This is a genomic window from Actinomadura sediminis, assembly GCF_042675525.1.
Lineage (GTDB): Bacteria > Actinomycetota > Actinomycetes > Streptosporangiales > Streptosporangiaceae > Spirillospora > Spirillospora sediminis.
The window spans coordinates 52,550-77,460 of record NZ_JBHTJA010000018.1 but is presented as its reverse complement, the minus strand read 5'-3'; the positions used below and the strand labels follow the sequence as shown (position 1 = coordinate 77,460).

Annotated in this window: 26 protein-coding genes; 9 read left to right on the top strand and 17 right to left on the bottom strand. The window is 74.0% G+C overall.

What is annotated here, in order from left to right; genetic code table 11:
- Nucleotides 1–80 precede the first annotated feature (80 nt).
- Genes surE through ACFQ11_RS12655 form a run of 4 tightly spaced genes read right to left on the bottom strand, consistent with a single transcriptional unit; the run spans nucleotide 81 to nucleotide 5,416 of the window.
- On the bottom strand, nucleotides 81–959 hold the full coding sequence (gene surE, locus ACFQ11_RS12670) for a 5'/3'-nucleotidase SurE (protein ID WP_378298467.1): 879 nt from the start codon (nucleotides 957–959) through the stop codon (nucleotides 81–83).
- Between the two features lie 52 nt (nucleotides 960–1,011).
- A complete protein-coding gene (locus tag ACFQ11_RS12665) occupies nucleotides 1,012–1,710 on the bottom strand; it encodes an alpha/beta fold hydrolase (protein WP_378298466.1) in 699 nt (232 codons plus the stop codon).
- 25 nt (nucleotides 1,711–1,735) lie between these two features.
- Nucleotides 1,736–2,992 carry an MFS transporter gene (locus ACFQ11_RS12660; protein WP_378298465.1) on the bottom strand — a complete coding sequence of 419 codons (1,257 nt, stop codon included), beginning with the start codon at nucleotides 2,990–2,992 and terminating at the stop codon, nucleotides 1,736–1,738.
- Between the two features lie 60 nt (nucleotides 2,993–3,052).
- Complete coding sequence (locus ACFQ11_RS12655; protein WP_378298464.1) at nucleotides 3,053–5,416, bottom strand: beta-glucosidase H; 2,364 nt, start codon at nucleotides 5,414–5,416, stop codon at nucleotides 3,053–3,055.
- Nucleotides 5,417–5,539: 123 nt separating this feature from the next.
- Between ACFQ11_RS12655 and ACFQ11_RS12650 the strand changes: the two genes are divergently transcribed.
- From ACFQ11_RS12650 to ACFQ11_RS12640, 3 genes are all read left to right on the top strand, one after another.
- The gene (locus tag ACFQ11_RS12650) at nucleotides 5,540–6,148 is read left to right on the top strand and encodes a TetR/AcrR family transcriptional regulator (protein WP_378298463.1); all 609 of its coding nucleotides are present in this window, start codon (nucleotides 5,540–5,542) and stop codon (nucleotides 6,146–6,148) included.
- 166 nt (nucleotides 6,149–6,314) lie between these two features.
- Complete coding sequence (locus ACFQ11_RS12645) at nucleotides 6,315–7,169, top strand: hypothetical protein (RefSeq protein ID WP_378298462.1); 855 nt, start codon at nucleotides 6,315–6,317, stop codon at nucleotides 7,167–7,169.
- 5 nt (nucleotides 7,170–7,174) lie between these two features.
- Nucleotides 7,175–8,194, top strand: a complete 1,020-nt coding sequence (locus tag ACFQ11_RS12640) for an MmpS family transport accessory protein (protein WP_378298486.1) — start codon at nucleotides 7,175–7,177, stop codon at nucleotides 8,192–8,194.
- 12 nt (nucleotides 8,195–8,206) lie between these two features.
- Here ACFQ11_RS12640 and ACFQ11_RS12635 read toward each other — a convergent pair whose 3' ends face one another.
- Nucleotides 8,207–8,635: a MarR family winged helix-turn-helix transcriptional regulator gene (locus ACFQ11_RS12635; protein WP_378298461.1), complete on the bottom strand. Its 429-nt coding sequence runs from the start codon at nucleotides 8,633–8,635 to the stop codon at nucleotides 8,207–8,209.
- A 108-nt stretch (nucleotides 8,636–8,743) separates the two neighbouring features.
- Between ACFQ11_RS12635 and ACFQ11_RS12630 the strand changes: the two genes are divergently transcribed.
- Together ACFQ11_RS12630 and ACFQ11_RS12625 are read left to right on the top strand one after the other, a co-directional pair.
- Nucleotides 8,744–9,550, top strand: a complete 807-nt coding sequence (locus tag ACFQ11_RS12630; protein ID WP_378298460.1) for an MBL fold metallo-hydrolase — start codon at nucleotides 8,744–8,746, stop codon at nucleotides 9,548–9,550.
- A gap of 101 nt (nucleotides 9,551–9,651) precedes the next feature.
- Nucleotides 9,652–10,458 carry an SDR family NAD(P)-dependent oxidoreductase gene (locus ACFQ11_RS12625; RefSeq protein WP_378298459.1) on the top strand — a complete coding sequence of 269 codons (807 nt, stop codon included), beginning with the start codon at nucleotides 9,652–9,654 and terminating at the stop codon, nucleotides 10,456–10,458.
- 46 nt (nucleotides 10,459–10,504) lie between these two features.
- Here the strand turns inward: ACFQ11_RS12625 and ACFQ11_RS12620 are convergent, their stop codons facing one another.
- From ACFQ11_RS12620 to ACFQ11_RS12595, 6 genes are all read right to left on the bottom strand, one after another.
- Entirely contained in the window at nucleotides 10,505–11,998 is a 1,494-nt protein-coding gene (locus ACFQ11_RS12620; RefSeq protein ID WP_378298458.1) for a DHA2 family efflux MFS transporter permease subunit, read from the bottom strand.
- A 1-nt stretch (nucleotide 11,999) separates the two neighbouring features.
- The gene (locus ACFQ11_RS12615) at nucleotides 12,000–12,572 is read right to left on the bottom strand and encodes an NADPH-dependent FMN reductase (protein WP_378298457.1); all 573 of its coding nucleotides are present in this window, start codon (nucleotides 12,570–12,572) and stop codon (nucleotides 12,000–12,002) included.
- Between the two features lie 224 nt (nucleotides 12,573–12,796).
- Nucleotides 12,797–14,032, bottom strand: coding sequence for an RNA polymerase sigma factor (locus ACFQ11_RS12610; RefSeq protein ID WP_378298456.1), 1,236 nt, complete (start codon nucleotides 14,030–14,032; stop codon nucleotides 12,797–12,799).
- A 1-nt stretch (nucleotide 14,033) separates the two neighbouring features.
- A complete protein-coding gene (locus tag ACFQ11_RS12605) occupies nucleotides 14,034–14,390 on the bottom strand; it encodes a YciI family protein (protein ID WP_378298455.1) in 357 nt (118 codons plus the stop codon).
- A 111-nt stretch (nucleotides 14,391–14,501) separates the two neighbouring features.
- A complete protein-coding gene (locus tag ACFQ11_RS12600; RefSeq protein WP_378298454.1) occupies nucleotides 14,502–15,194 on the bottom strand; it encodes a hypothetical protein in 693 nt (230 codons plus the stop codon).
- The gene (locus ACFQ11_RS12595) at nucleotides 15,191–15,904 is read right to left on the bottom strand and encodes an RNA polymerase sigma factor (RefSeq protein WP_378298453.1); all 714 of its coding nucleotides are present in this window, start codon (nucleotides 15,902–15,904) and stop codon (nucleotides 15,191–15,193) included. Before ACFQ11_RS12595 ends, ACFQ11_RS12600 begins: the two co-directional genes overlap by 4 nt.
- Nucleotides 15,905–16,341: 437 nt before the next feature.
- On the opposite strand from ACFQ11_RS12595, the gene ACFQ11_RS12590 reads away from it, so the two are divergent.
- Entirely contained in the window at nucleotides 16,342–16,950 is a 609-nt protein-coding gene (locus ACFQ11_RS12590; protein ID WP_378298452.1) for a TenA family protein, read from the top strand.
- 30 nt (nucleotides 16,951–16,980) lie between these two features.
- Here the strand turns inward: ACFQ11_RS12590 and ACFQ11_RS12585 are convergent, their stop codons facing one another.
- A complete protein-coding gene (locus ACFQ11_RS12585; protein WP_378298451.1) occupies nucleotides 16,981–17,571 on the bottom strand; it encodes a TetR/AcrR family transcriptional regulator in 591 nt (196 codons plus the stop codon).
- 74 nt (nucleotides 17,572–17,645) lie between these two features.
- Here ACFQ11_RS12585 and ACFQ11_RS12580 point away from each other — a divergent pair, with 74 nt between their 5' ends.
- The gene (locus ACFQ11_RS12580; RefSeq protein WP_378298450.1) at nucleotides 17,646–18,071 is read left to right on the top strand and encodes a VOC family protein; all 426 of its coding nucleotides are present in this window, start codon (nucleotides 17,646–17,648) and stop codon (nucleotides 18,069–18,071) included.
- Here the strand turns inward: ACFQ11_RS12580 and ACFQ11_RS12575 are convergent.
- Together ACFQ11_RS12575 and ACFQ11_RS12570 are read right to left on the bottom strand one after the other, a co-directional pair.
- Nucleotides 18,044–19,123, bottom strand: a complete 1,080-nt coding sequence (locus tag ACFQ11_RS12575; RefSeq protein WP_378298449.1) for an alkene reductase — start codon at nucleotides 19,121–19,123, stop codon at nucleotides 18,044–18,046. The two genes, ACFQ11_RS12580 and ACFQ11_RS12575, sit on opposite strands and share 28 nt — an antisense overlap.
- A 47-nt stretch (nucleotides 19,124–19,170) precedes the next feature.
- Nucleotides 19,171–19,554, bottom strand: a complete 384-nt coding sequence (locus tag ACFQ11_RS12570) for a RidA family protein (RefSeq protein WP_378298448.1) — start codon at nucleotides 19,552–19,554, stop codon at nucleotides 19,171–19,173.
- Nucleotides 19,555–19,655: 101 nt separating this feature from the next.
- Between ACFQ11_RS12570 and ACFQ11_RS12565 the strand changes: the two genes are divergently transcribed.
- Nucleotides 19,656–20,072 (top strand): MarR family winged helix-turn-helix transcriptional regulator, encoded by a 417-nt coding sequence (locus ACFQ11_RS12565; RefSeq protein WP_378298447.1) that lies wholly within the window; start codon nucleotides 19,656–19,658, stop codon nucleotides 20,070–20,072.
- Nucleotides 20,073–20,126: 54 nt separating this feature from the next.
- On the opposite strand, the gene ACFQ11_RS12560 is transcribed toward ACFQ11_RS12565, so the two are convergent.
- From ACFQ11_RS12560 to ACFQ11_RS12550, 3 genes are read right to left on the bottom strand one after another with little or no spacing between them, the layout of a single operon-like run.
- Complete coding sequence (locus ACFQ11_RS12560; RefSeq protein ID WP_378298446.1) at nucleotides 20,127–22,442, bottom strand: heavy metal translocating P-type ATPase; 2,316 nt, start codon at nucleotides 22,440–22,442, stop codon at nucleotides 20,127–20,129.
- Nucleotides 22,443–22,472: 30 nt separating this feature from the next.
- On the bottom strand, nucleotides 22,473–23,447 hold the full coding sequence (locus ACFQ11_RS12555; protein ID WP_378298445.1) for a hypothetical protein: 975 nt from the start codon (nucleotides 23,445–23,447) through the stop codon (nucleotides 22,473–22,475).
- A 37-nt stretch (nucleotides 23,448–23,484) separates the two neighbouring features.
- Nucleotides 23,485–23,691, bottom strand: coding sequence for a heavy-metal-associated domain-containing protein (locus ACFQ11_RS12550; RefSeq protein WP_378298444.1), 207 nt, complete (start codon nucleotides 23,689–23,691; stop codon nucleotides 23,485–23,487).
- 344 nt (nucleotides 23,692–24,035) lie between these two features.
- Here ACFQ11_RS12550 and ACFQ11_RS12545 point away from each other — a divergent pair, with 344 nt between their 5' ends.
- The gene (locus ACFQ11_RS12545; RefSeq protein WP_378298443.1) at nucleotides 24,036–24,899 is read left to right on the top strand and encodes an Fpg/Nei family DNA glycosylase; all 864 of its coding nucleotides are present in this window, start codon (nucleotides 24,036–24,038) and stop codon (nucleotides 24,897–24,899) included.
- Nucleotides 24,900–24,911 lie beyond the last annotated feature (12 nt).

Here is a 24,911-nt window from a genome sequence, read left to right as displayed (position 1 = left end):
GGGACCGCCGGGCGCCGCGCGCCCGGCGGTCCCCGTGGTCAGGGTGCTACGTCAGGGTGCTACGTCACGGTGCTACGGCTTCAGGCCGCGCAGCAGCGCGCCCGCTCTGGCGTGGGCGAACGGCCCGGTGCCCCAGTTCGCCTCGATCGGGTGATGGAGATCCGGTCGGCGGCGAGGGCCGCGACGTCGGACCTGCGGTCCGGCTCCCGGACCTCGATGTCGAGTTCCGTCGCGTAGGTGCCGTCGCCCCGGTCGACGTAGGTCGGCTTGAGCAGCGGCTGCCGGTCCTGGTCCGTCAGCGTCCAGCGGGTCGCGGGGCGCGTGCCGTCGTCGCCGACGATCGGGTAGTTGACGTTGAGCGCGAGGTGCTCGGGCAGCAGCCCGGCATCGCCGCCCGCCCTCGCGCGCAGGGCCGCGACGAGCTTCACGACGAAGTCGGCGGTGTGGCGCTGCGCGTTCAGCATCGGCTCCGGGCCGCCGGTGAAGGTCGTCTCCGTGCTGACGGCGATGGCGGGGACGCCGTACTCGAGCGCGGTGACGGCGGCGCCGACCGTGCCCGAGTGGTTCGCGAGCGCGGCGATGTTCTGCCCCGCGTTCGTCCCGGACACCACGAGGTCGGGCTCGTCGCCCTTGAACACGTGGAAGAGCCCGAACGCGACCGCGTCGCCGGGCGTGCCCGTCACGGCCCAGACGTCCTCGGACACGTGCGCGACCTCGACCGTCCCGCCGATCGCGCGTCCGGTGCCCCTGCCGCTCTGGTCGCCGGCCGGGGCGACGATCGTGACGTCGTGCCCGGCCTCGGTGAGCTCGGCGTAGACGGCCTCGATGCCGGGGGCGTCGTAGCCGTCGTCGTTGCTCAGCAGGATGCGCAGCGGCTCGGGTTCGGGGCCGGCGGCGGCGGGCGGCGCGCCGACGAGCGCGAGCCCCGCCAGGGAGAGGGTGATCAGCGTTTTCTTCATCGGTCGTCTCCTTCGGGAGTGGGGGTACCGATGGACGGGGGTGGGGCGCGGATCAGATCCAGCCGTGCAGGGACGCCGTGAAGGCGTCGAGGTCGTCGCGGTGGATGCAGTGCCCGGTGTCCGGGACGGTGCGCACCTCGAAGCCGCGCCCGCGGAGGGTGTCGGCGAGGTCGGCGGGCACCAGGTCGCTCGGGTCGGCGACCTGGACGAGGGACGGGACGGGCGGTGCGCCGCCGGGCACGCGGTCGCCGAAGCCCGGGAGGGCGTCGATGACGGAGACGTCCCAGTCGGCGTAGTCGGCCTTCTCGGCGTCGACGTCCTCGGGCGCCCAGCGCGGGTTCTGCCGCGCGATGTCGTCGCGGGCCATCGACTTGACGCGGCGGGCGAACGCGAGCATCGGCGAGTCCGGTTCGATGCCGCCGAGCCGCCACGCGGGGTCGCTGTAGACGGCGCGGGCGGGGCGCAGGTCGGCGACGGCGAGGGAGAGCGACAGCGCGCCGAGCGAGTGGCCGATCGCGACGTCCGCGCCGGCGGGCAGCGACTCGACGAGGTCGCCCGCGAAGTCCTCCGCCGTGTAGGCGGCGGCGCGCGGGCTGGCGCCGTGGCCGCGCAGGTCGGGCATCAGCACCCGGTAGCCGCGGGCGGCCAGCAGCGGCGCGAACCGCACCCACGTCCGGGCGGACGACATGACCCCGTGGATCAGGATCGCGGTGAGTTCGCCGTCGCCGAGTTCGTGGACCTTCAGCTTCATGGAGGGGGTCTCCTTCCGGCGCGCGTCAGCGCACGCCCTTGACGGGGAGGATGGCGACGGCGCCGGCGAGCGACGCGATCGCGGCGACGGCGAACAGCGTCGGGTAGCCGCCGAGCAGCCCGATCACCAGCGCGGCGGCGAACGGCGCGACGATCTGCGGGCCCGCGTTGGCCATGTTGAGGACGCCCATGTCGCGCGCGGCGTCCTCCTGGCGGGGCAGGACGAGCGTGACGATCGCGGTGTCGACGGCCATGTAGACGCCGAAGAACGCGCCGGAGAGGGCCGCGAACACCAGCATCGTCGCCCAGTTCGGGGAGAGCAGCGGCAGCAGCAGGGACGCGGCGCTGCCGAGGCCCGCGACGAGCACGAAGGTCTTGCGGCGGTCGAGCCGGTCGGACAGCGGGCCGCCGATCGCGGTGCACACGATCATGGAGACGGTGCTGACGAGCGTGATGACGGCGACGCCGTCGGCGGGTTCCATGCCGTCCGGGACGCCGATGTGGTCCTTCAGCAGGTACAGCAGGTAGCCGATGATCAGGAAGTAGCCGAAGATCATCAGCGCGCGGCCCGCGAACACCCAGCGGAAGTCGTCGTGCCGCAGCGCCGACAGGAACGACGCCAGGTTGTCGCGGAGGCCCGGACGGACGGCGTCCGCGTCCTTCGGCAGCTCGTCGGGGCGCGGGTCGTGCGTGCAGACGGCCATGAGGACGGCCGCGGCGACGAGCATCGCGCCGAGGACGACGTAGCCGAGCAGGATCGACCCGGTGAAGCGGCCCGCGACGACGATGCCGAGCAGCAGCCCGCCCTGCTGCCCGATCCCCATGATCGCGGAGGCGGAGCCGCGCCGCTCGGCGGGCACCCGGTCGGGGACGATCGCGGTCAGCGCCGCCTGGTACACGTTGCCCATGCCCTGGGCGAGGCACCAGCCGACGATCAGCAGCGGGATCACCTCGGCGGCGCCCATCCCCGCGGCGAAGACCAGCGTGAGGACGGCGCCGCCGAGCAGGTACGGGTTGCGGCGCCCGAACCGCGAGCGCGTCCGGTCCGACAGGGCGCCGCCGATCGGGTTGAGGAGCGTCGCGAAGACCGCGCCGATCCCGGTGACGATGCCGAGGTTCGTCACCTTGTCGGCGGCGTCGACGTTCTCGACCTGCAGCGGCAGCAGGATGCCGATCACGCCGCCGTAGAACGAGAACAGCAGCAGGTTGCCGACCAGCAGCATCGGCATGAGCAGCCGCGGCGAGCGGCGGCCCGCCGCGGCGGGGGTGTGGAGGGTGTTCATCGGGGGTGGTCCTCCAGGGGGGGGGGGGGGGAGGGGCCGGAGCGCACACCCTCCGGTCGCCTAGAGGGCGAGCGGAGTGCTCAGCCGGAGGTCGCCGAGGGAGCGGCCGGTGTCGAGGCGGTAGTCGCCGGGGACGAGCCGCCAGCCGTCGTCGGTCCAGATCTCGGCGGCGCGGCGCGGGATCTCGATGACGACGGTCGCGTCGGCGCCCGGGGCGGCCTCGGCGACGGCGAACCCGGCGAGGCGGCGGGCGGGACGGTCCGGGCCCGGTTCGGCGGGCGCGAGGTAGGTCTGCACGACCTCGCGCCCGGGCCGGTCGCCGGTGTTGCGGACCCGCACGGTCAGCGTGCCGCCCGCGCGGCCCGCGCGGTAGCTCGCCTCCTCGTACGACCAGGTGGTGTAGCCGAGCCCGGACCCGAAGGCGAACGCGGGTTTCGTCCCGGCCCGGTCCCAGGCGGCGTAGCCGACGAAGACGCCCTCGTCGTAGCGCAGGACGCCGTCGGCGGGGGTGACGTCCGTGACGGGGCAGTCGGCGAGCTCGGCGGGCCAGGTGGTGGGGAGCCGCCCGCCGGGTTCGCGGTCGCCGAGCAGCACGTCGGCGAGCGCGTGCCCGCCCTCCTGCCCGGGGAACCAGGTCAGCAGCAGGGCCGCGACGTCGTCGCGCCACGGCAGCTCGACCGGCGAGCCCGCGTTGACGACCGCGATGGTGCGCGGGTTCGCGGCGGCGACGCGCGCGACCAGCTCGTCCTGGCGGCCGGGGAGGCGCAGCGACGTGCGGTCGAAGCCCTCGCTCTCCACCTCGCCGGACGTGCCGACGACGACCACGGCGACGTCGGCGGCCGCCGCGGCGGCGACGGCCCGCTCCATCAGTTCGTCCGCGGGCGGGGTCGGCTCGCGGTGCGCGAGGGTGAAGCTGACGGCGGGGAACGGGCCGGCCGGGCCGTCGCCCATGGTGAAGGTGAGCCGGACGGCGACCTCGCGGCCCGCCGCCAGCTCGACGGGGACGGTGCGGGGCGGCGGGAACATGAACGCGGCGAAGACGTCGTCGCTCTCCGGCTCGATCACGTCCTCGAACACGACCTCGCCGTCCACCTCGAGCCGGAACGCGCCGAGGCCCTGCACCTCGAACCGGTGCGTCCCGCCGGCGTCCGGGACGTACGTCCCGTCGACCGTCACCGTCCGCAGGGCGTCGAAGGAGATCCCCGCCGGGAGCCCACCGATCCAGCGCAGTTCGCCGTCGGCCAGCGGGACCTCGCCGAGCAGCGCGCCGTCCGCGTCCCGGGCCCGGGCGCGCAGCGGGAACCGGGCGGCGGGCAGCCGGACGCTCGGGTCGGCGCCGCGCTCGTACACGACGTCGAGCCCGGCGGCGGTGAGCCCGTCGAGCGGGGAGACGACGTGCGCGGGGAACACCTGGGCGCTGCCGCCGCCCATCACGCGGGCGTCGGTGGCGAGCCCGCCGAGCAGCGCGATGCGGGCGTCGCGGGCGAGCGGCAGGATCCCGTCGTTGCCGAGCAGGGTGAACGAGCGGGCGGCGAGCTCGCGGGCGAGCGCGACCCCGTCGATGGTCTCGCCGGGGCCGGCCGGCCGGGCGCCGGACGTCGCGCCGGTGCGGCGCGCGAGGTCGATCACCCGGCGGACGTGCGCGTCCACGACCTCCTCGGGGACCTCGCCGGCCCGGACGGCCCGCGCGAGCGCGGGCCCGTAGACGGTCTCGGGGCCGGGCATCGCGACGTCGAGGCCGCCGCGTGCCGCGCCGACGGTGTCGCGGGCGCCGAACCAGTCGGACACGACGAACCCGTCGAAGCCCCACTCGTCGCGCAGCACCCGGTTGAGGAGCAGGTCGTTCTCGCTCATCGTCGTGCCGTTGACCGAGTTGTAGGACGCCATGACGCCCCACGGCCCGGCCTCCTTCACGACGATCTCGAACGGCCGCAGGTACAGCTCGCGCAGGGCCCGTTCGGACACGACGACGTCGGCGGTCATCCGCTCGGTCTCGAAGTCGTTCGCGACGAAGTGCTTCACGGTGACGGCGACGCCGCCGCCCTGCACGCCGCGCACGTACTCGGCCGCGAGCAGGCCGCTGAGCAGGGGGTCCTCGGAGAAGCACTCGAAGTGCCGGCCGCCGAGCGGGGACCGCTGCAGGTTGACGGTCGGGGCGAGGAGCACGTGCACGCCCTTGCGCCGCGCCTCCTGGGCGAGCAGCGCCCCGGCCCGCCGCAGCAGGGCGGCGTCCCAGGTGGCGGCGAGCGCGGTGGGGCTGGGCAGCGCGATGGAGGGGTCGGCGGACGACCATTCGAGGCCGCGGACGCCGATCGGCCCGTCGGACATCACGATCGGCCCGATTCCCAGCTCGGGCGCGGGCGGGAGCGTCCACATGTCGCGGCCCGCGAGCAGGCGGGCCTTGGCGTCCAGGTCCAGGTTCATCGGGGTCCTCTCCGGTGCGCGACGGGCGGCGGCGCGATCGGCGTTACGTTAAGCCGAACTACCGAGTGATCGGTAGGTGATGTGACTTTCTTGTTATGTAACCTCGGGTCTATCCTGAGCGCCATGCCCCGGAACCGCCGCGAAGAGATCCTCCTCGCCGCCCTGGACGTCTTCGGCGAGCGCGGTTACCAGGGCGCCTCGATCGCCGCCGTGGCCGAGCGCGTCGGCCTGTCCCAGCAGGGCGTCCTGCACTACTTCCCCAGCAAGGACCGGCTGCTCGCCGAGGTCCTGCGGCTGCGGGACGAGCGCGGGCTGGACGTCATCGCGCTCGGCAACTCCGGCGGGACGATCACCCTCGACACGATCTCCGCGATCATCGACTACAACCGGGAGCGGCGCGGGATCGTGCAGTCGTTCACGGTGCTGTCCGCCGAGAGCGTCCTCGACGACCATCCGGCGGCGGACTTCTTCCGCGACCGCTACCGCGAGTCCCGGGAGTGGATGGCCGACATCGTCCGCGCCGAGTGCGGCCCCGACCTGCCCGGCGGCGTCACCCCCGAGCAGGCGGCACCGCTGCTCCTCGCCGTCATGGACGGGTTGCAGCAGCAGTGGCTGCTGCAGCCGGACGAGATCGACATGCCGGGCCTCTTCCGCGCCTTCCTCGCGCTGCTGCGCGCGAACGTCGCGCCTCCGGGCGGCCGGGAGGGGGACGGCGGAGCGTCGCCGGAGTGACGGGGCCCGGCGACGCTCCGCCGTGACCGCCGCCGCGTTCGGCCGGTACCGCGGGGCCTCCGCGCGGGCCCTGCACGCCCTCCCGGACGGATTCCCCGGCCGCCTTTCGGACACCAGGGGTTACTCGCCATAATCTCTCCGGACCGGACCAGGCGGGGAGATCCAGATGAGTACGGAGAAGTTGCTGAGGCCGGTGGTGGATCCGTCCCTGCCGCCGGACGAACGCGACGTGCTGGCCGAGAGCGCGGAGGGGCTCACGCCGGCGGGCGACGACCCGCCGAAGGGCGGCGGGCGCACCGGCGCCGACCGGTGGTGGGCGCTCGGCATCGCCACCGCGTGCGGGTTCGCGCCCGCCGCGACGCTGCCGTGGCTGCTCGGCGGGATCGGCGCGCTGCTCGGCGTCCTCGCGCAGATCGGGACGGCCCTGCTGTGGTGGCGGTTCGGGTTCGGCGCGTTCCTCGGCGGCGGGACCGCCCTGCAGATCGTGTCGTGGATCGTGCTGTACGCGTGCTGCGGCGACGGCGTGCGGGAGCGGCTCGGCCGCGCCCACCACGGCCGGTACTACCTCACCGACGACCTCGGCGGGACCGTGCAGGACGTCGGGCGGGCGCAGCGCGCCGTCGAGACCGTCCTGGCGTCCGAGATCCACAAGGCGGGACTGCTGGACGGGGACGGCGTCGACGTCCGGGCGATCGAGTGGGAGATCGCCGTCGCCGGCCGGGAGGCGACGGTCGAGAAGCGTGCGCTGCGCAGGCTCGCCAAGGAGAACCCGGGCGACGACGCCCTGCGGCAGGCGATCAAGCCGCGCTGGCGCACCGTCAACGAGGCGCGCAATCGGATGAGGGAGCGGGTGGCGGCGCTGAACGCCTACGGGAACAAGGTGCGGCTCGCCGACCACGCCTACCGGGCGATGCAGAAGGGCTCGGGCTCGGAGGAGCAGTTCCGGGCGCGGCTGGCGGAGGTCCGGGAGGCCGCGGCGGCGCTGGCCGCCGCTCCCGCGGGCGGGGAGGCGCGCACGTGAGCTCGATGTCGCCCCGCGCGAAGCGGATCAACAAGCACGTCCCCGACTGGGTGATGGTCCTGGGCGCCTGTCTCGCGCTCGCGCAGCCGGTCGTGGCGATCGTCTGGCTCGCGAACACGGTCGGCGACCCCAAGAAGGTCACGTACCTGGTGACCGGCGAGAGCTCCGACGCGATGCTGACGTACTACACGCCGGACTCCATCGAGACCGACACGATCGCGGCGACCAAGCTGCCGTTCCGGATGGACTTCCAGGCGGACGGCGACGAGTACCTGCGGGTCTCCGCACGCAACGACGAGGACGGCACGGCCGGTGCCCTGACCTGCACGATCCTGGTGGACGGGAAGGTCGTCGAGCAGGATCGGTCGAGCGGGACGAGCGAGGCGTCGTGCAGCGGCACGGCGAAGCGGATGAAGCCGGTGGCGGGGGCGAAGCTACCGCCGCTGACCGGGGCGATCACCCCGGAGGTGCAGCGGCTCGAGAAGACGGTCGAGCTGAAGCGCTACCCGGGGACCGGGGCGCGGGTCGTCGGGCGCGTCACCGACGCCGAGGCGCGGCTGTCGTACGCCGAGCTGGGGCGGCCGTGGGAGCCGTTCAGCACCGAACCGTACGGCCCGTACACCGGCAGCCAGAAGTTCGAGACCGAGGCGGAGTGGCAGGCCCTGATCGGCTCCCGGGTCGTGGACGACGGCGTCATGGGCGCCTACAGCGGCCCGAACCGGCTGCGGGACGTCGCCGCGGCGATCCAGGACGCCCGCCAGTTCGACGGCTTCCGCGAGGGCACGACCGGGCGCGACGTCGCGTCGCAGCCGTTCAAGGTGAGCGGCCGTCCGGCGTGGGTGCTGGTGCGGGAGATGCACTTCGAGCAGTCCGACCTGCGGGCGACGATGGACCTGTCGGTCGTCGTGGTCGTCGACACCGGGCAGGAGCGTCCGTCCAGCCTGTGGATCGACATCCCGAACACGCACCAGCAGTACTGGGCGGACGTCAACACGATCGTCCGCTCGCTGCGGGTCGTCCCCTGATCCGCCCGGGCGTCAGGCCCGGCCGGTCGCGCGCAGGAGGAGTTCGCGGAGCGTCCGCTGCTCCTCCTGCGTGAGCCGGGTGACCGGCGAGTTCTCCGTCAGCATCGCGAGCAGCCGCGCGCGGACGTCCGTCCCCTGCGGCGTCAGCGCGAGGATCTTGGCGCGGCGGTCGGTGGGATGGGGGCGGCGCTCGACGAGCCCGAGCCGTTCGAGCCGGTCGACGATGAACGTCGCGTTGGACGGCTCGCAGCTCATCCGGTCGGCGAGGTCGCGCATGGTCATCGGCCCGGCGAGCTCGCGCAGCGCGGTGGCCTGCGGGGCGGTCAGGTCGAGGTTCACCGCGCGCTCGCGCACGTGGACCTCGAGCTGCGTCGCGAGGCCCTTCACCAGCCCGCAGATCTCCTGCTCGGCCAGGGCGTGCGGTTCCGCTTGCGCTTCCACCCGGCCAGTCTACGCACCCCCGATAAGCTTGCAACTTGAATAGTTCTAGCTATAACGTTCCCGGTGCCGGGCCGCGCAGGGCGGTCCCGATCGCCGTGGAGGCACGCCATGAGCAGGTGGAACACCGAGGCCCCGATCCGCTCCGCCGAGGTCGGCGAGCTGCGCGTCGGCTACGTGCCCGACGGCGTCGGGTGGCTCCGGTCGCGCGGCTGGTTCCCGGACACGACCGACGCCGACTGGGCGCGCCACCCGGACGTCCTGACCGCCTCGGGCGCGCTCGCGGCGAGCATGGGCGGCCTCCTCGTCGAGCACGGCGACCGCGCCCTGCTGATCGACGCGGGCATCGGACCCGTCCGGCAGGCCGACGACCCCGCGAACCCGCACGTCGGCGCGGCCGCCGGCGGCGCGCTCCTGGACAACCTCGCCGCGCTCGGGCGCACGCCCGACCAGGTCGAGGCCGTCGCCTACACGCACCTGCACCCCGACCACGTCGGCTGGTCGGACCGGTTCGCCCGCCATCTGGTCGCCGCACCCGAATGGGACCACCGCGACGGCGAGCTCGACGCCGTCGCCGACCGCGTCGAGACCGTCGGGGACGGCGACGAGATCTTCCCCGGCGTCCGCGTCCTCGCCACCCCCGGCCACACCCCCGGGCACACCGCCTACGTCCTGGAGTCGGGCGGCGAGCGGCTCATCGCCCTCGGCGACTCCTTCCACTCGCCCGTCCAGTTCGAGCACCCCGGCTGGAAGGTCGCCGTCGACCACGACCACGAGCGGGCCGCCGGGCTGCGGCGCCGCCTCGCGGACGAACTCCGCGACGGCCGCACGCTCGCGTTCGGAATCCACTTCGCGGACGTCCAGTTCGGCCGCGTCCACGAGACCGCGGGCACCCTCGCCTGGCGCCCCGAGCACTGACCGCGCCGCCGGCGATCCGGTGCAACCGGACGCCGCTCCGCGGGGTTCGTTCAGGTGTCGCACGCCCGGAGGGGGCGTGCGCACCGACGATTGGAACCCACATGGACCTGCAGCTCACCGGCCGCGTCGCGCTCGTCACGGGCGCGTCGAAGGGGATCGGGCTCGCCGTCGTCCGGACCCTGCTGGACGAGGGCGCCCGCGTCGCCGCCGTCTCCCGCAAGTCCGGGGCGGACCTCGACGCGCTCGCCGGGCCGAACCTCCTGCACGTCCCGGCCGACCTCACCGACCCGGCCGCCCCGGCGGAGGCCGTCCGGCGGACGGTCGAGACGTTCGGCGGCCTCGACGTCCTGGTGAACAACGCGGGCGGCCCGCCGCCGGGGGCGACGCTCCCGCGGTTCGGGTTCCTGACCCCGACCGACGACGACTGGCGCGCGATGTTCGAGTTCAACCTGTTCGCGGTCGTCCGGACGGTGCGGGCGGCGATCCCCCACCTGCTGGACGCCGACGCGGGGGCGATCGTGAACGTGTCGTCGGGCAACGGGCGCAGGCCGGGGCCGATGAACTACGACTACAACGCCGCGAAGGCCGCCGTGAACAACCTGACGAAGGGGCTGTCGGAGGAGTACGGGCCGCAGGGCGTCCGGGTGAACACGGTGTCGCCGGGCCCGGTCCGGACCGCGTGGTGGACGGACGAGGGCGGCGCGGCCGACGTCCTGGCGGGCGCGACCGGCGCCGACCGGGACGCGATCCTCGACGGTGGCGCCGCGGAGATGATGAACCTGGTCACCGGACGGCTCGTCGACCCGCGGGAGGTCGCGGACGTCATCGCGCTGCTGGCCTCGCCCCGGTCGGCGAGCACGACGGGCGCCGAGGTGGCCGTCGACGGCGGCTTCCTGAAGGAGGTCTGACCGCGACGGCGCCCCCGGCCCGGGGGGCCGGGGGCGTCCCCGTGGCTCACTCCTCCTCGGCCGCCGGGCGGCGGCGGGGAAGAAGGAGGGCGGGGACGAGCGCCAGCGCGATCATCGCGACCGCGAACAGGTAGGTGTGCTGGAACGCCCCCGCGAGCGGCCCGGCGATCGCCGCGCGGGCGTCCGCGCCGAGCCCGTGGACGGCCTGCAGGGCGCCGCCCTCGCCCGCCGCGGGCACCAGGTCGTCCATCCGCGTCGCCAGCACCACCGACGCCAGCGCCGTGCCGATCGCCCCGGCCGTCGTGTTGACCAGGCTGACGGTCGTGCTCGCCGCCGGGGCCTGCGCGTGCGACATGCCGCGCGTCGCCGCCGTCATCGCCGGCATCATCGTCGCGCCGCCGCCCGCGCCCATCAGCACCATCGTCGCGCACAGCGCCCAGTAGGGCGCGTCCGCGTCGAGCTGCAGCGCGAACAGCGCGAACCCGGTGAGCCCCAGCGCGGCCGACACCGGGACGAGCCGTCCCGGCGGCACCCGGTCGGCGATCCGGCCCGCGATCTGCATCGCGATGCCGGAGCCGAGCGCGAACGGGATGCCGAGCGCCCCCGCGACCGTCGCCGACTCGCCCCGCACGACCTGCAGGTAGAGGGGGAGCAGCAGCATCGACCCGAAGTAGCCGGTGGCGAACAGCGCCAGGGTGGCCGTGGCGGCCGCGAACGACCGGTCCCGGAACGGGCGCAGGTCGATCAGCGGGTGCGCGGCGGTGAGCGCCCGCGCGACGAACCCGGCGATCAGCGCCGCGCCCCCCAGCAGCGGCACCAGGACGGCCGGCGCCGTGAAGTCGCCGCGCTCGCCGCCGCTGGTCACCCCGTACATCAGGGCCGCCAGGCCGGGGGAGAGCAGGAGCAGCCCGACGCCGTCGAGCGGGCGCCGCTCCCCGGGGACGTCCCGGGGGAACAGCCGCGCGGCGAGCAGCACCACCGCGACCGTGATCGGCGCGTTGATGAAGAACATCCACCGCCACGACACCTCGTCGATGAGCCAGCCGCCGAGGACGGGTCCCGCGAGCGGCCCGACGAGGATCGCGAGGCCCATCGTGCTCATCGCCTTGCCCAGCTCGTCCCTGTTCGCGCTGCGCAGCAGGATCGTCATGCCGACCGGCATCACGAGGCCGCCGCTGAATCCCTGGAGCACCCGGAACGCGATCAGCGACTCGATGTTCCAGGCGAGCCCGGCGAGCACGGACGCGCCGCCGAACGCGGCGATCGCGGCGAGGTAGAGCCGCCGGGCGCCGAACCGGCCGACGGCCCACGCGGTCGTCGGCATGACGGCGCCGAGCGCCAGCGAGTACCCGGTCGCGACCCACTGGATGGTGGCGAGCGGTGCCGTGAACTCCTGCGCCAGCCGGTTGACGGCGATGTTCACGACCGTCATGTCGAGCGAGATCATGATCGAGCCGAGGACGAGCACCAGCGCGATCGTCATCGGCCCGGGGGCCGTCCCCGTCGCGGGGACGGCCCTGGGGGCGGTCATGGTCGTCATGTCAGGCTCCGTACGGCCGGACGGCGCGGGCGTCGCGCAGCGCGTGCCCCCACCAGGCGAGCTGGTCGAGCAGGACCTTCGCGGCGGCGCCGGCCCCGTCCGGGTCGACCGGGAGGCCGTCCGGGCCGAACCCGTTCCACGGGCCGTGGAAGCTGACCATGTCGCGCATGGTCGCGGTGTGCAGCTCGGCGAAGACGCCGCGCAGATGCTCGACGGCCAGCTTCCCGCCCGTGTAACCGCCGTACGAAACGAAGCCGACGGGCTTGGCGCGCCACTCGTGGAAGTGGTGGTCGATCAGGTTCTTCAGGGTGCCGGGATAGCTGTGGTTGTACTCGCAGGTCACGATGGTGTACGCGTCGGCCGCGGCGAGCACCTCGGTGGCGCGGTCGAACGTCTTGGACGTCGGCGCGCCGATCGACGACGGCGGATCGACGTCCGCGGCGTCGATCACGTCGATGGTCATGTCGTCGCGCTGCCGGGCCTGTGCGGCGAACCAGGCGCCGACCGTGGGCCCCAGCCGGCCCTCCCGGGTGCTGCCGATGACGATCGCGAGGCGGAGCGGCGTGTCGGTCATCTCTTCTCCTTGAGCGGGCTCTTCGTGATGTCCTCGAAGTTACGGAGGCCCGCCGTGACCGGGCATCCGTCAGATGACTGGGCCGGACGACCGGCCCGCCCCCACTCTGAGACCTCAACATTGATTGAGGTCAACCCCCGGCACGCTCGGCTTCCCGGACGCGCGGCGGGGAGCGCCGTTACACGCCGAACCACGTTGTGAGACCTCGGAGAAGCACCGCCCGCTCAGCCGGACGTCCCGACGGCGTCGAGCAGCCGGCGGATCAGGGCCCGCTCCGGTTCGGTCTCGGCGAGGTCGAGGGCCTCCCGGTACGCGGCGGCGGCCTCCGGGAAGCGGCCGAGGCGGCGCAGCAGGTCGGCGCGGGCCGCCGCGTACGGGTGGTAGCCGCGCAGCCGGGGCTCGCCGGCCAGGCCGTCGAGGAGCGCCAGTCCCGCCGCCGGGCCGTCCCGCATCGCCACCGCCGCCGCCCGGTTCAGCGCGACGACCGGCGACGGCGTCAGCGCGAGCAGGACGTCGTACAGCGCGACGATCTGCGGCCAGTCGGTGGACGGGACGTCCGGGGCCTCGTCGTGCAGCGCCGCGATCGCGGCCTGCACCCCGTACGGGCCGGGCGCGCCGCCGGTCAACGCCTCCTCCGCCAGGCGGCGGCCCTCCTCGATCAGCGGGCGGTCCCAGCGGGAGCGGTCCTGCTCCTCCAGCAGGAGCAGGCCGCCGTCGGCGCCGACCCGCGCGGCGTTCCGGGCGTGCGTGAGCAGCATCAGCGCGAGCAGCCCCGCGGTCTCCCGCTCGTCCGGCAGCAGGCGCCGCAGGATGCGCGCCAGCCGCACCGCCTCCTCCGCGAGGTCGTTCCGCGCGGCCGCGTACCCCTCGGTGAAGATCGAGTAGAGCACCTGCAGGACGCCCGGGAGCCGCGCGGGCAGCTCGTCCGGTCCGGGCACCCGGAACGGGATGCGGGCCTCGCGGATCCGGTGCTTGGCCCGCACGATCCGCTTCGCCATCGTCGCCGTCGGGACGAGGAACGCCCGCGCGACCTCGGGCGTCGTGAGGCCCGCGAGGCACCGCAGGGTGAGCGCCGCCCGGTCCTCGGCGGCCAGCGCCGGGTGCGCGCACGTGAAGAACAACTGCAGCCGCTCGTCCGGCAACCCGCCGTCCGGCGCCGGCGCCGGGGCGGGCCCGGTCCGTTCCGCCTCCACTTGCAGGAGGGCGAGACGGGCCGCGTACGCGCGGTCGCGCCGCAGCCGGTCGACGGCCTTGCGGCGCGCCGTCGTCATCAGCCACGCGCCCGGACTCGGCGGCACCCCCCGGACCGGCCAGTGCACGAGCGCCGCCTCGATCGCGTCCGAGGCGACCTCCTCGGCCAGGTCGAGGTCCCCGAACCGCCGGACGAGCGCGGCCAGCAGCAGGCCGCGCTCCTCCCGGAAGATCGCCTCGACCGAGGCCCGGGCGTCCGGTTCGGGCACGTCAGTACTCGTCGGTGACCGGACGGACGACGATGGAGCCGTCGCGGGCGCCGGGGCAGCGGGCCGCCCAGTCGAGCGCCGCGTCCAGGTCGGGCACGTCGATGACGTAGTACCCGCCGAGGACCTCGCGGGCCTCGGCGAACGGGCCGTCCGTGGTGATGATCCGCTCGCCGTCGGCGGTGACCCGGACCTTCGTGGCCGTGGTCATGTCGGCGAGCGCGTGCGACGCGACGACGACGCCCGCGCCCTGGATGTCGGCGTCGAACTTCTGCCAGTCCGAGAAGTCGCAGACGGCCAGCGCCTCCGCCTCCTCCGCGCTGTCCGCCGGGGCCGTGTTGATCAGCAGCATGTACTTCATGGTGTTCGCTCCCGTGTCGTGTTGCCGTATGCCATCTCTACGAACGGGAGTTCCCCCCATGGACACCCTCCCCGTGACTTTCTTCGTCCGCCGGGGAGTCCCCTCAGGACCCTAGTCTCTCGAACCGTTGTTCCTGGCCGGCGGCCCGTGGCGGGGCTTCCCGCCTTGCGCCTTCTCCGTCCGCGTGTTCGCGTTCTCGCCGGGTCCCGTGGGCGGGCCGCTCGGACGGACGGGCGAGGACGGCGCGGGGTCCTCGGGCGGGCCCGGGGTCGCCGACGGCCGCTCCGACGGCCGCGCGCTCGGCGACGGCCCGCGCGGCACCGTCCGTCCCGGGGTGCCCGGCGCGGTCGCCGGGGCGGACGAGCGGGCGTTCGGGGTCGACAGCGCGGGCGGGGCGACGGGGTTGACGTGCCGTCCGGGCGCCGCCGGGTCGGTGCGGGCGGGCGTCGGCGTCGGCGACGGCTCGGCCCGCTCGCCCTGGCCGGGCAGGTTGCCGGTGCCCGCCGCGATCGCGACGCCGCCGCAGACGGCGAGCGTCACGGCCACCACCATCGCCTTGACCGTCAGGAACCGGCGCAGGACGGGACGCCGCGGGCGTTCGGGCTCCGCGTGCCGCGCCCGGACGGCGGCGGCGAACGCGGCGGCGGCGGCGTCCTCGCCCGCCCGGTCGGCGGGACGGGCGGGCGCCGCGGCGGCGTCGAGGAGTTCGCGCAGTGCGGTGTGCCTCCCGGCCGGGGCGGACCCGGACAGGAGGAGTTCGGCGGCCCGGCGCCCCGGCCGCCCGGACCTGCGGTCGTCGTTCATCTCACCCCTTCAGCGCCGGTACCGCCGCTTTTGTCACTCTGCAGGAGGGGGAGCGGATCCGTCCGCGGACGCGGTGGCGGGCCGGTGCCCGGTTCCGCGTCCGGTTTCGTGTCCGATGCCGCGTCCGGGTGCGCGTCCGGGTGCGCGGCCAGCCGGTCGGCGAGCCGCCGCAGCCCCCGGTACGCGGCCGTCCGGACCGCTCCCGGACGCTTGCCGACGACCTTGCCCGCCGCCTTGGAGTCCAGGCCGACCACCACCCTCAGCAGCACCGCCTCGGCCTGGTCGGGGGGCAGTTCGGCGATCAGCCGCAGCGCGTCCCGGGTGGCGATGCCGTCCAGGGCGTCCGCCTCGGTGTCGCCGTCGGACGCGAGCGCGACCAGGACGTCGTCGGACAGTTCGGCGGCGGGCCGCCGGGACGTGCGGCGCAGCTGGTCGAGGGCCCGGTGCCGGGTGATCGTCGCGGTCCAGCCGCGGAAGCCGTCCAGGTCGCCGCGGAAGCCGGGCAGGTCGCGCGCGATCTGCAGCCACGCCTCGGACGTCACGTCCTCGGCGTCCGCGCCGACGAGCGCGGCGGCGAACCGGAGCAACCGGGGCTGCACATCGCGGTACAGCAGCCGGAAGGACGGCTCGTCGCCGTCCTGCGCCGCCCGCAGGGCGCGATTGAGCTCGGCGTCCCGCTCGGTGGGCACCGCCCGCGACTTCCTTGTCACCCGCAGCATTGTGCAGAAATTTTCCCTGCCCCGCCGGGCCTTCCGCGATCCTTTCCGGCCGGACCGGGACACCGGCAGGTCCCGGCGGCCCGGGAGAACCCCATGACCTCGCAGGACCAATCCGGCGAAGTCGTCCGGGCGCCGGGAACAATCCCGGGGGCCCCGTCGGTTATACGAGACAGCCGATGTGCCTGGTGTCCCCGGGCCTCACCTATAGCCTTCACGGAATACCGTTCGGCTGGAGCCGTGTTGTGCATCTCGCCGAGAGGCGACCCGCACATCGGCGCTCGATCAGGGCCCCGCCGGGCCGCACCGCCCGGCCGGGGCCCTGGTCTTTGCCCGCTTGCCGCAGTCGCCGACTCGCCCGAGGGCTCGCGGCGGTCCGGGTCCGCTCCGGCCGGGAATCGGGCTGGGCGGGTACATGGGACAATCCCCGCATGAGTCTCGCGGCGCATCTGGAGGAGCTCGGCCTGCCGCTGGTCGAGGAGCAGCTTCGGCACCCGACCGTCGCGGGGATCGCGCGCGGCGACCTCGACGAGGCGGTGTTCCGCTCCTGGCTGGAGCAGGACTACCTCTACCTGCTCGACTACACGCGCGTCTTCGCCCGCCTCGCCTGGCAGGCCCCGGACGCGCACCTGGGCGTCCTCGTCGACCTCGCGCACTCCACGCTCCACGAGGAGCTGGCCCTGCACCGGTCGCTGTCCGCCGAGTTCGGCGCAGACCTCGAGGGCGCGAAGAAGGGCCCCGCCTGCGCCGCGTACAGCGCGTTCCTGCTGGAGAGCGCCGCCTCCTACACCGACGGCCTCGCCGCCCTGTACCCGTGCATGTGGGGGTACTCGACCCTCGGCCTGCGGCTCGCCGAGAACCCGCCCGCCGAGCCCCGGTACCGGCGCTGGGTCGACACCTACGCCGACCCCGATTTCGCCGCCCTCACCCGCCGCTGCGCCCAGATGATCGACGAGTCGGGCGCCGACCCCGCGCGCGCCGAACGGTTCTTCCTCGAGGGCATGCGCCACGAGCTGGCCTTCTGGGACGTCCCCGCCTGATCGGCGCACGCGCGTCCGGCGCACGCGCGTTCAGCGGACGCGGAACGCCTCCAGCATCCGCGCGAGCGCGGCCCACGCGTCGTCCAGGTCGCGGCCGGGGTGCGCCGAGCCGGCGAGCCACAGGGCCGCCTCGTTCATCGCGCCCGACAGCAGGTGCGCGAGCGGCTCGACCGGCCGCGGCGCGATCGTGCCCAGCTCGATCAGGCCGGTCAGCGCGTCCGTGAGGTGCCGCGCGGACGCGGCCTCGTCCATCGCGCGCCACTCGGCCCAGCCGAGCACCGCCGGGCCGTCCACGAGCATGACGCGCTGGACGTCCGGGGCGGTGCTCGCGGTCAGGAACGCCCGGCACCCGGCGAGGAGCCGGTCCCACGGGTCGTCCTCGGCGTCGGCCGTCGCCGCGACCAGCGCCGCGACCTCGCCCTGCACCTCCCGCAGCACCTCCCGGAACAGGTCGCCCTTGCTGTCGAAGTGGTGGTAGAGGGCGCCTTTGGTCATCCCGGCGGCGGCCACGATCTCGGTGAGCCCGACCGCCGCGTAGCCGCGCTCGGCGAACAGCCGCCTGCTCTCGCGCAGCAGCCTGCGGTGCGTCTGCTCGCGTTGCCTGTGCCGGACGCCGTCCATCGCGCTCCCTTTGACATACCGACGGTACGTGAATAGCGTACTTGACATACCGCCGGTATGTGAAAGGGGTCTTCATGCGTCTGACCAGCTTCTATCCAGTGATCTGCACGTCCCGCATCGCCGAGTCGCGCGACTTCTACACCGGCCTGCTCGGGTTCGAGCCGACGTTCGAGGCCGACTGGTACGTCAGCCTCCGCCGCCCCGGCCCGCCCCCGTACGAGCTGGCCCTCCTCGACCACACGCACCCGACGCTGCCCGAGGCGTACCGCGCGCCCGTCCGGGGGCTGCTGCTCAACTTCGAGGTCGAGGACGTCGACGCCGAGTGGGACCGGCTCGTCGTCCAGGGCGGGCTGACGCCCCAACTGTCCCTGCGCGACGAGGACTTCGGCCAGCGCCACTTCATCGTGGCCGACCCGGACGGCGTCCTGATCGACGTCATCACGCCGATCGCCCCGTCCGGCGAGTTCGCCGATCAGTACGTCGAGGCCAGCGCCGGGTAGTCGGTGTAGCCCGCCGCGCCGCCCCCGTACACCCGGCGGGGGTCGTACTCGGCCGGCGGGGCACCGGCGGCGAAGCGCTCCGGAAGGTCGGGGTTCGCGATGAACAGGCGGCCGAACGAGAAGACGTCCGCCAGACCGGCCGCGACCGCCTCCTCCCCGGCCCGCCGCGTCGTCGGCTCGGGCCCGTTGAAGTTGCCGATCAGCGTGCCCGGCCAGCGCGGCCGCAGGTCGGCGAGCGCCCCGTACGTCCCGCGCTCGATGACGTGCAGGTACGCGAGGCCGCGCGGCGCCAGGGCGGCCACGAGCGCCCGGTACGTGCCCTGCGGATCCTCCTCGGCGATCTCGTTCTCCGGGTTGCCGGGCGAGATCCGCAGGCCCGTGCGCTCCGGCCCGACCGCCTCCGCGACGGCCTCGACGACGTCGAGCGCGAACCGGAGCCGTCCGGACCGCGAGCCCCCGAACCGGTCGGTGCGCCGGTTCGTGTTCTCGGCGAGGAACTGCTGGATCAGGTACCCGTTCGCGCCGTGGATCTCGACGCCGTCGAATCCCGCCCGGATCGCCGCCCGCGCCTCGTCGGCGAAGTCCGAGATCGTCGCCTCCGCCTCGGCGGTCGTCAGCGGGCGCGGCGTCACGTGCTCGACGAGGCCGTCCCGGGTGAAGATCGGCTCCGACCCGATCCGGACGGCTGACGGCGCGACGGGCGTCGCGCCGTCCGGGAGCGTCAGCGGGTGCGTCATCCGCCCGACGTGCCAGAGCTGCGCGAAGATCCGCCCGCCCGCGGCGTGCACGGCGCCGGTCACCGCGCGCCACCCCTCGACCTGGGCGTCCGTCGCCAGGCCGGGGATGCCGGGCCCGCCCTTGCCCAGCGGGTTCGGCCAGATCCCCTCGGACACGATCAGCCCGGCCCCGGCCCGCTGCGCGTAGTACTCGGCGGTCAGCGGGTTCGGGACGCCCGTCGCGTCGTCGGCCCGCCCGCGCGTCATCGGCGCCATCGCGATCCGGTTGGGCAGGTCGAGGTGCGGACCGGTGTAGGGGCTCAGGAGGTCGCTCATGGTCTCTTTCCTTCCGTCGTCGTGGTCGTTCGGCGTTCGCGGGGCGCTCAGCGGGCGACGGCCGTGGCCTCGACTTCGATCCGCCAGTCGGGCTGCGCGAGCGAGGACACCTCGAGGAGGGTGTCGGCGGGGTACGGCTCGCTGAGGAACTCCTCGCGGAGCTTGATGACGTCGTCCAGGTCGGCGGCCATGTCGCGGACGAAGATGCCGATCTTGACGACGTCGGTGAGGTCGGCCCCGGCCTCGTTCAGCACGCGCCGCACGTTGCGGAACGCCTGGCGGCCCTGCTCGAGGAATCCGCCGGGGACCGTCCGGCCCTGCTCGTCGATGCCGGCCTGGCCGGAGACGTGGATGAACCCGTTCGCCCGGATCGCCTGCGAGATCTTGTACGGCTCGTACCAGTCGGGGGTGGTGGCGATGCGCTCGATCATGACGTTCTCCTTAGATGCATGTACCTACATGTTTTGTATGTGCATGCATCTTGGCTGGAGCGGTATCCTTTTGTCAACACGGAAGACCGGGGTGGCTGAACATGGAGACGGACGGCGCGCGCTGGGACCGGGTCGTGACCCTGCACGGAGGCGTCGAGCAGCGGCTCGCCAAAGCGCTCCAGCGGCGGCACGGCATCGGGCTCTCGGAGTACCGGGCGCTCTGCCGGCTCGTCCACGCCCCCGACGGCGAGCTGCGCATGCAGGAACTCGCCGCCCTCATCGGCCTCAACCAGAGCTCGGTCAGCCGGCTCGTCACCCGCCTGGAGAGCGCGGGACTGACCCGGCGCGACCACTGCCCCGCCGACCGCCGCGGCGTCTACACGCAGGTCACCGACGAGGGCCGCGCCGTGCAGGAGAAGGCCGCCCCCACCTACGAGGGGGAGCTGACCGCCGCGCTCGACGACGCCGCCGCCGAGCCCGCGTTCGCACCGCTCGTCCAGATGCTGCGCGCCCGCTGAACACGCGAACGCGCGGCCCCTCGGGTGAGGGACCGCGCGTTTCGTGACGGGCGGTCAGTTCGCGTTCGCCGCCGGAACCCTGGGACGGTCCGGCGCGGCCGTCGCCGGGGCCGGCCCGGCGTCGTCGGCGAGCGCCTTGAACCGGCGCAGCCGCAGGCTGTTGCTGACCACGAACACCGACGAGAACGCCATCGCCCCGCCCGCGATCATCGGGCTGAGCAGGCCCGCCGCCGCCAGCGGCAGCGCCGCCACGTTGTAGGCGAACGCCCAGAACAGGTTCCCCTTGATCGTCCGCAGCGTGCGCCGCGACAGCCGGATCGCGTCCGCCGCCGCCCGCAGGTCGCCGCGCACCAGCGTCAGGTCGGACGCCTCGATCGCCACGTCCGTCCCGGTGCCCATCGCCAGGCCCAGGTCGGCCTGCGCGAGCGCCGCCGCGTCGTTCACGCCGTCCCCGACCATCGCGACCGTCCGGCCCTCGCCCTGCAGCCGCTTCACGACGTCGACCTTGTCCTTCGGCAGGACGTCCGCGATGACCTCGTCGATCCCGACCGCGTCCGCCACCGTCCCGGCCACGGTCGCGTTGTCGCCGGTCAGCAGCACCGGCCGCAGCCCCAGGTCACGGAACCGCCGCACCGCCTCCGCCGACGTCGGCTTCACCTCGTCCGCGACCGTCAGGACCGCGCGCGCCGCGCCGTCCCAGCCGACCGCCACCGCCGTGTGCCCGAGCGCCTGCGCGTCCGCCATCGCCTTCTCCAGCTCCGGCGTCAGGTGCTGCGACCACTCCGCGAGGAGCTGCGGCCGCCCGACGAGCACGCCGCGCCCGTCCACCATGCCCTGGACGCCCAGGCCCTCGACGTTCGCGAAGTCCTCGACCGTCCCGAGGGAACCGGCCCGCTCCCGCGCGCCCGTCGCGATCGCCTGCGCGATCGGGTGCTCCGACGCGTCCTCCAGCGCCCCCGCGAGCCGCAGCGCCTCGTCCGCCTCGACGCCCGCCGCGGTGACGACGTCCACGAGCGCCATCTTCCCGGTCGTGACCGTGCCCGTCTTGTCGAGGACGACCGTGTCGATCGCCCGCGTCGACTCCAGCACCTCCGGACCCTTGATCAGGATCCCGAGCTGGGCGCCGCGCCCCGTCCCGACCATGAGGGCGGTCGGGGTGGCCAGGCCCAGCGCGCACGGGCAGGCGATGATCAGCACCGCGACGCCCGCGGTGAACGCCGCCGCCGCGCCGGCGCCCGTCCCGATCCAGAAGCCCAGCGTCGCGACCGCCAGCGCGATCACGATCGGGACGAAGATCCCCGAGATCCGGTCCGCGAGCCGCTGCACCTGCGCCTTGCCGGTCTGCGCGTCCTCGACGAGCCGCGCCATCTGCGCGAGCTGCGTGTCCGAACCGACCCGCGACGCCCGCACCAGCAGCCGCCCGCCCGCGTTCACCGTCGCGCCCGTGACCGGGTCGCCCGGCGCGACCTCCACCGGAACCGACTCCCCGGTCAGCAGCGACGCGTCCACCGCCGACGAGCCCTCCTCGACCGTCCCGTCCGTCGCGATCTTCTCGCCCGGACGGACGACGAACAGGTCCCCGACCTTCAGGTCCTCGACCGGGATCCGCTCCTCGCGGCCGTCCCGGACGATCGACACCTCCTTCGCGCCGAGCTCCAGCAGCGCCCGCAGCGCCGCGCCCGCCCGCCGCTTGGACCGCGCCTCGAAGTACCGGCCCGCGAGGATGAACGCGATGACGCCCGCGGCCGCCTCGAGGTAGATGTTCATCGAGCCGTCCGAACGGGTCATCGAGAACTCGAACCCGTGCTTGATCCCCGGCTCCCCGGCCGTCCCGAAGAACAGCGCCCACAGCGACCAGCCGAACGCCGCGAGCGTCCCCATCGAGACGAGCGTGTCCATCGTCGCCGCGCCGTGCCGCACGTTCGTCCACGCGGCCCTGTGGAACGGCCACCCCGCGTACACGACCACCGGCGCGGCGAGCGTCAGCGACAGCCACTGCCAGTACTCGAACTGCAACGCCGGGACCATCGCCATCGCGATCACCGGGACGGCCAGGACGACCGAGGTGACCAGCCGCTGCCGCAGCGGCGCGAGCTCGTCGGCGGGCTCGGCCGCCTCCGGGGCCGCACCCGCCGCCTTCGGCGGCGGCGGCAGCTCGGCCGTGTACCCGGTCTTCTCGACCGTGGCGATCAGATCGTCCGGGGTGACGTCCCCGCTGAACTCGACCTTCGCCTTCTCGGTGGCGTAGTTGACGGTCGCGGTCACCCCGTCCATCCGGTTGAGCTTCTTCTCGATGCGGGCGGCGCACGAGGCGCACGTCATCCCGCCGATCGCCAGCTCGACGCTTCCGGGTTCTGCGCCGGTCGTCATCGCCCCTCCCTCGCTCGTGTCTCGTACCGTCTAGTGGGTGTGGCCGTGCCCGTCACCGGGCTCGCCGTCCTCGTGCGGCCCGGCCGGCTCGTCCTCGGGGAGCGCCGCGTGGCCCGCGTGGACGGTGAACTCGGCCGTCCGGACCTTGCCGCCGTGCTTGAAGTCGAGGTAGAGCCGGTACGCGCCCGCGCTCGGCGCCTCCGCGAAGAACGTGATGTCCGGTCCCGGCTTCGTCTTCCCGTCGCCGGGCTCGCCGTCCGGGTGGACGTGCAGGTAGGCGAGGTCGCCCGCGCGCAGCGCGACCAGGTGGCCGTACGCCTCCAGGTAGGGCTGCAGGTCGCCGACCGGCTCGCCGTCCTTGCGCACGCTCAGCGTCAGCTCGCTGCTCTCGCCGGGCACGAGCCCGCCGGTGAGCCGCACCTCGTAGCCGTCCACCTTCGCCACCTGCTCCGGCTCCGGCAGCGGGGCGGGCCGCAGGTCGCCCGGGACGGTGACGTCGGCGCCGAGCGTGTACTGGCGCTTCGCCCCGGTGGGCTTGAAGTCGGTGAAGAACCGGTAGACGCCCGCGTCCTTCAGCGTCAGCGGGACGGTCCAGACACCGTTCGCCAGCGTCGGGTGCAGGTGCTGGAACCCCGACAGGTCCCGGCGCGCGACGATCAGGTGCAGCCGCTTGCCGTGCAGGGGCTCGAACCCGGTGACGGGCTCGCCGTCCGGTCCGTTGATCGTGAAGGAGAAGTCCGTCTTCTCCCCGGCCTCGACGGTCGTCCGCCGAGGCGCCAGCGTGTAGCCGTCCTCGGACACCTGGAGCCCGCCGGGCGTACCCGCGCCGGCCGCGTGCCCGCCGTGCCCGCCCTGCTCCCCGTGCCCGCCCTGCTCTCCGTGTCCGTGGCTCTCCGTCTCCGGGGCCGCGCCCACGGGACCGGTGACGTTACCGGCCCCGAGGGCGCCGCCGAAGACGGCGGCCAGGCCCAGGGCGTACGCCCCCAGCTTGGTCGCGGTGTTCATGACCGTTTCTCCGCTCGCTGATCGCGGCCGCCGCCGCTTATGCCTTCAGTTCGTAGCCGGCCTCGTCCACGGCGGCCCGGATGAGCTCGACGTCGACGGGGCCCTCGCTGGACACGGTCACCGTGCCGGCCTTCAGGTCGACGTCCACGTTCGTGACGCCCGCGACCTGGCCGACCTCCTCGGTGACCGCGCTGACGCAGTGACCGCAGGTCATCCCGGCGACGTTGTAGGTGCTCGTGCTCATCTCGGATTCCTCCCTCGTCCTTACCCCTGGGGGGTATCTCGCCTTTGACATGTTGCCATAACCGGACACCCCCGGCAACCCGTACCCCCTAGGGGTTATTCCGAGATCCCCGTCACACGCTCTGTCGCGCAAGGCGACACTCTGCGCGCGCGCCGAAAACAAGGCTCCCCATGCGCAAGTTATCCACAGCCTGTGCGCCGAAGTGACTAGTCATTCCCCCGCGCTATGTCGGCGTTTGTGGACGTATCGCCGCCGAGATCCCCCCACCCTCGACGTTGTGCACAGAGTTATCCACAGCCTTCCACAGGGGTGTGGACAGCGATCCCATCGCCGATACTGGTCCCATGCCCGAGTTGCCAGAGGTCGAGGCGCTGACGTCCTTCCTGCGCGAGCGCGCGGTCGGCCGCGTCGTCGCCCGCGTCGATGTTCTCGCCATCTCCGCGCTCAAGACGTACGACCCGCCGATCACCGCCCTCGGCGGCCTCACGATCACGAACGCGGCCCGGCACGGCAAGTTCCTCGACCTCGACGTCGACGGCGTCCACCTCGTCGTCCACCTGGCCCGCGCCGGCTGGCTCCGCTGGCACGACGAGGTGCCCGCCAAACCGGTGCGCCCCTCCGCCAAGAACCCGCTCGCCCTCCGCCTGCACCTCGACGACGGCTCCGGCTTCGACCTCACCGAGGCCGGCACGAAGAAGGGCCTCGCCGTCTACGTCGTCCGCGACCCCGCCGACGTCCCCGGCATCGCCGCCCTGGGCCCCGACCCCCTGGACGACGCGTTCACCACCGACGCCCTCCGCGAGATCGTCGGCGGCAAACGCACGCAGATCAAGGGCCTGCTGCGCGACCAGAAGGTCATCGCGGGCATCGGCAACGCCTACTCCGACGAGGTCCTGCACGCCGCCCGCATGTCCCCCTTCAAGATCGCCGCCACCCTCGACGACACCGACGTCGCCACCCTGCACGACGCCATCGTCACGACCCTGCGCGACGCCGTCGAACGCTCCCGCGGCCTGGAGGCGAGCAACCTCAAGGGCGAGAAGAAGACCGGCCTCCGCGTCCACGGCCGCACCGGCGAGAAATGCCCCGTCTGCGGCGACATCGTCCGCGAGGTCTCCTTCGCCGACTCGTCCCTCCAGTACTGCCCCACCTGCCAGACGGGCGGCAAACCCCTCGCCGACCGCCGCCTCTCCCGCCTCCTCAAGTGACCGCGCGGGGAA

What these genes read in the sequence shown, in the direction of transcription:
- surE (WP_378298467.1), bottom strand. Translation starts at nt 959, where the DNA reads ATGAAGAAAACGCTGATCACCCTCTCCCTGGCGGGGCTCGCGCTCGTC.
- ACFQ11_RS12665 (WP_378298466.1), bottom strand. Translation starts at nt 1,710, where the DNA reads ATGAAGCTGAAGGTCCACGAACTCGGCGACGGCGAACTCACCGCGATC.
- ACFQ11_RS12660 (WP_378298465.1), bottom strand. Translation starts at nt 2,992, where the DNA reads ATGAACACCCTCCACACCCCCGCCGCGGCGGGCCGCCGCTCGCCGCGG.
- ACFQ11_RS12655 (WP_378298464.1), bottom strand. Translation starts at nt 5,416, where the DNA reads ATGAACCTGGACCTGGACGCCAAGGCCCGCCTGCTCGCGGGCCGCGAC.
- ACFQ11_RS12650 (WP_378298463.1), top strand. Translation starts at nt 5,540, where the DNA reads ATGCCCCGGAACCGCCGCGAAGAGATCCTCCTCGCCGCCCTGGACGTC.
- ACFQ11_RS12645 (WP_378298462.1), top strand. Translation starts at nt 6,315, where the DNA reads ATGAGTACGGAGAAGTTGCTGAGGCCGGTGGTGGATCCGTCCCTGCCG.
- ACFQ11_RS12640 (WP_378298486.1), top strand. Translation starts at nt 7,175, where the DNA reads ATGTCGCCCCGCGCGAAGCGGATCAACAAGCACGTCCCCGACTGGGTG.
- ACFQ11_RS12630 (WP_378298460.1), top strand. Translation starts at nt 8,744, where the DNA reads ATGAGCAGGTGGAACACCGAGGCCCCGATCCGCTCCGCCGAGGTCGGC.
- ACFQ11_RS12625 (WP_378298459.1), top strand. Translation starts at nt 9,652, where the DNA reads ATGGACCTGCAGCTCACCGGCCGCGTCGCGCTCGTCACGGGCGCGTCG.
- ACFQ11_RS12620 (WP_378298458.1), bottom strand. Translation starts at nt 11,998, where the DNA reads ATGACGACCATGACCGCCCCCAGGGCCGTCCCCGCGACGGGGACGGCC.
- ACFQ11_RS12615 (WP_378298457.1), bottom strand. Translation starts at nt 12,572, where the DNA reads ATGACCGACACGCCGCTCCGCCTCGCGATCGTCATCGGCAGCACCCGG.
- ACFQ11_RS12605 (WP_378298455.1), bottom strand. Translation starts at nt 14,390, where the DNA reads ATGAAGTACATGCTGCTGATCAACACGGCCCCGGCGGACAGCGCGGAG.
- ACFQ11_RS12600 (WP_378298454.1), bottom strand. Translation starts at nt 15,194, where the DNA reads ATGAACGACGACCGCAGGTCCGGGCGGCCGGGGCGCCGGGCCGCCGAA.
- ACFQ11_RS12590 (WP_378298452.1), top strand. Translation starts at nt 16,342, where the DNA reads ATGAGTCTCGCGGCGCATCTGGAGGAGCTCGGCCTGCCGCTGGTCGAG.
- ACFQ11_RS12585 (WP_378298451.1), bottom strand. Translation starts at nt 17,571, where the DNA reads ATGGACGGCGTCCGGCACAGGCAACGCGAGCAGACGCACCGCAGGCTG.
- ACFQ11_RS12580 (WP_378298450.1), top strand. Translation starts at nt 17,646, where the DNA reads ATGCGTCTGACCAGCTTCTATCCAGTGATCTGCACGTCCCGCATCGCC.
- ACFQ11_RS12575 (WP_378298449.1), bottom strand. Translation starts at nt 19,123, where the DNA reads ATGAGCGACCTCCTGAGCCCCTACACCGGTCCGCACCTCGACCTGCCC.
- ACFQ11_RS12570 (WP_378298448.1), bottom strand. Translation starts at nt 19,554, where the DNA reads ATGATCGAGCGCATCGCCACCACCCCCGACTGGTACGAGCCGTACAAG.
- ACFQ11_RS12565 (WP_378298447.1), top strand. Translation starts at nt 19,656, where the DNA reads ATGGAGACGGACGGCGCGCGCTGGGACCGGGTCGTGACCCTGCACGGA.
- ACFQ11_RS12560 (WP_378298446.1), bottom strand. Translation starts at nt 22,442, where the DNA reads ATGACGACCGGCGCAGAACCCGGAAGCGTCGAGCTGGCGATCGGCGGG.
- ACFQ11_RS12555 (WP_378298445.1), bottom strand. Translation starts at nt 23,447, where the DNA reads ATGAACACCGCGACCAAGCTGGGGGCGTACGCCCTGGGCCTGGCCGCC.
- ACFQ11_RS12550 (WP_378298444.1), bottom strand. Translation starts at nt 23,691, where the DNA reads ATGAGCACGAGCACCTACAACGTCGCCGGGATGACCTGCGGTCACTGC.
- ACFQ11_RS12545 (WP_378298443.1), top strand. Translation starts at nt 24,036, where the DNA reads ATGCCCGAGTTGCCAGAGGTCGAGGCGCTGACGTCCTTCCTGCGCGAG.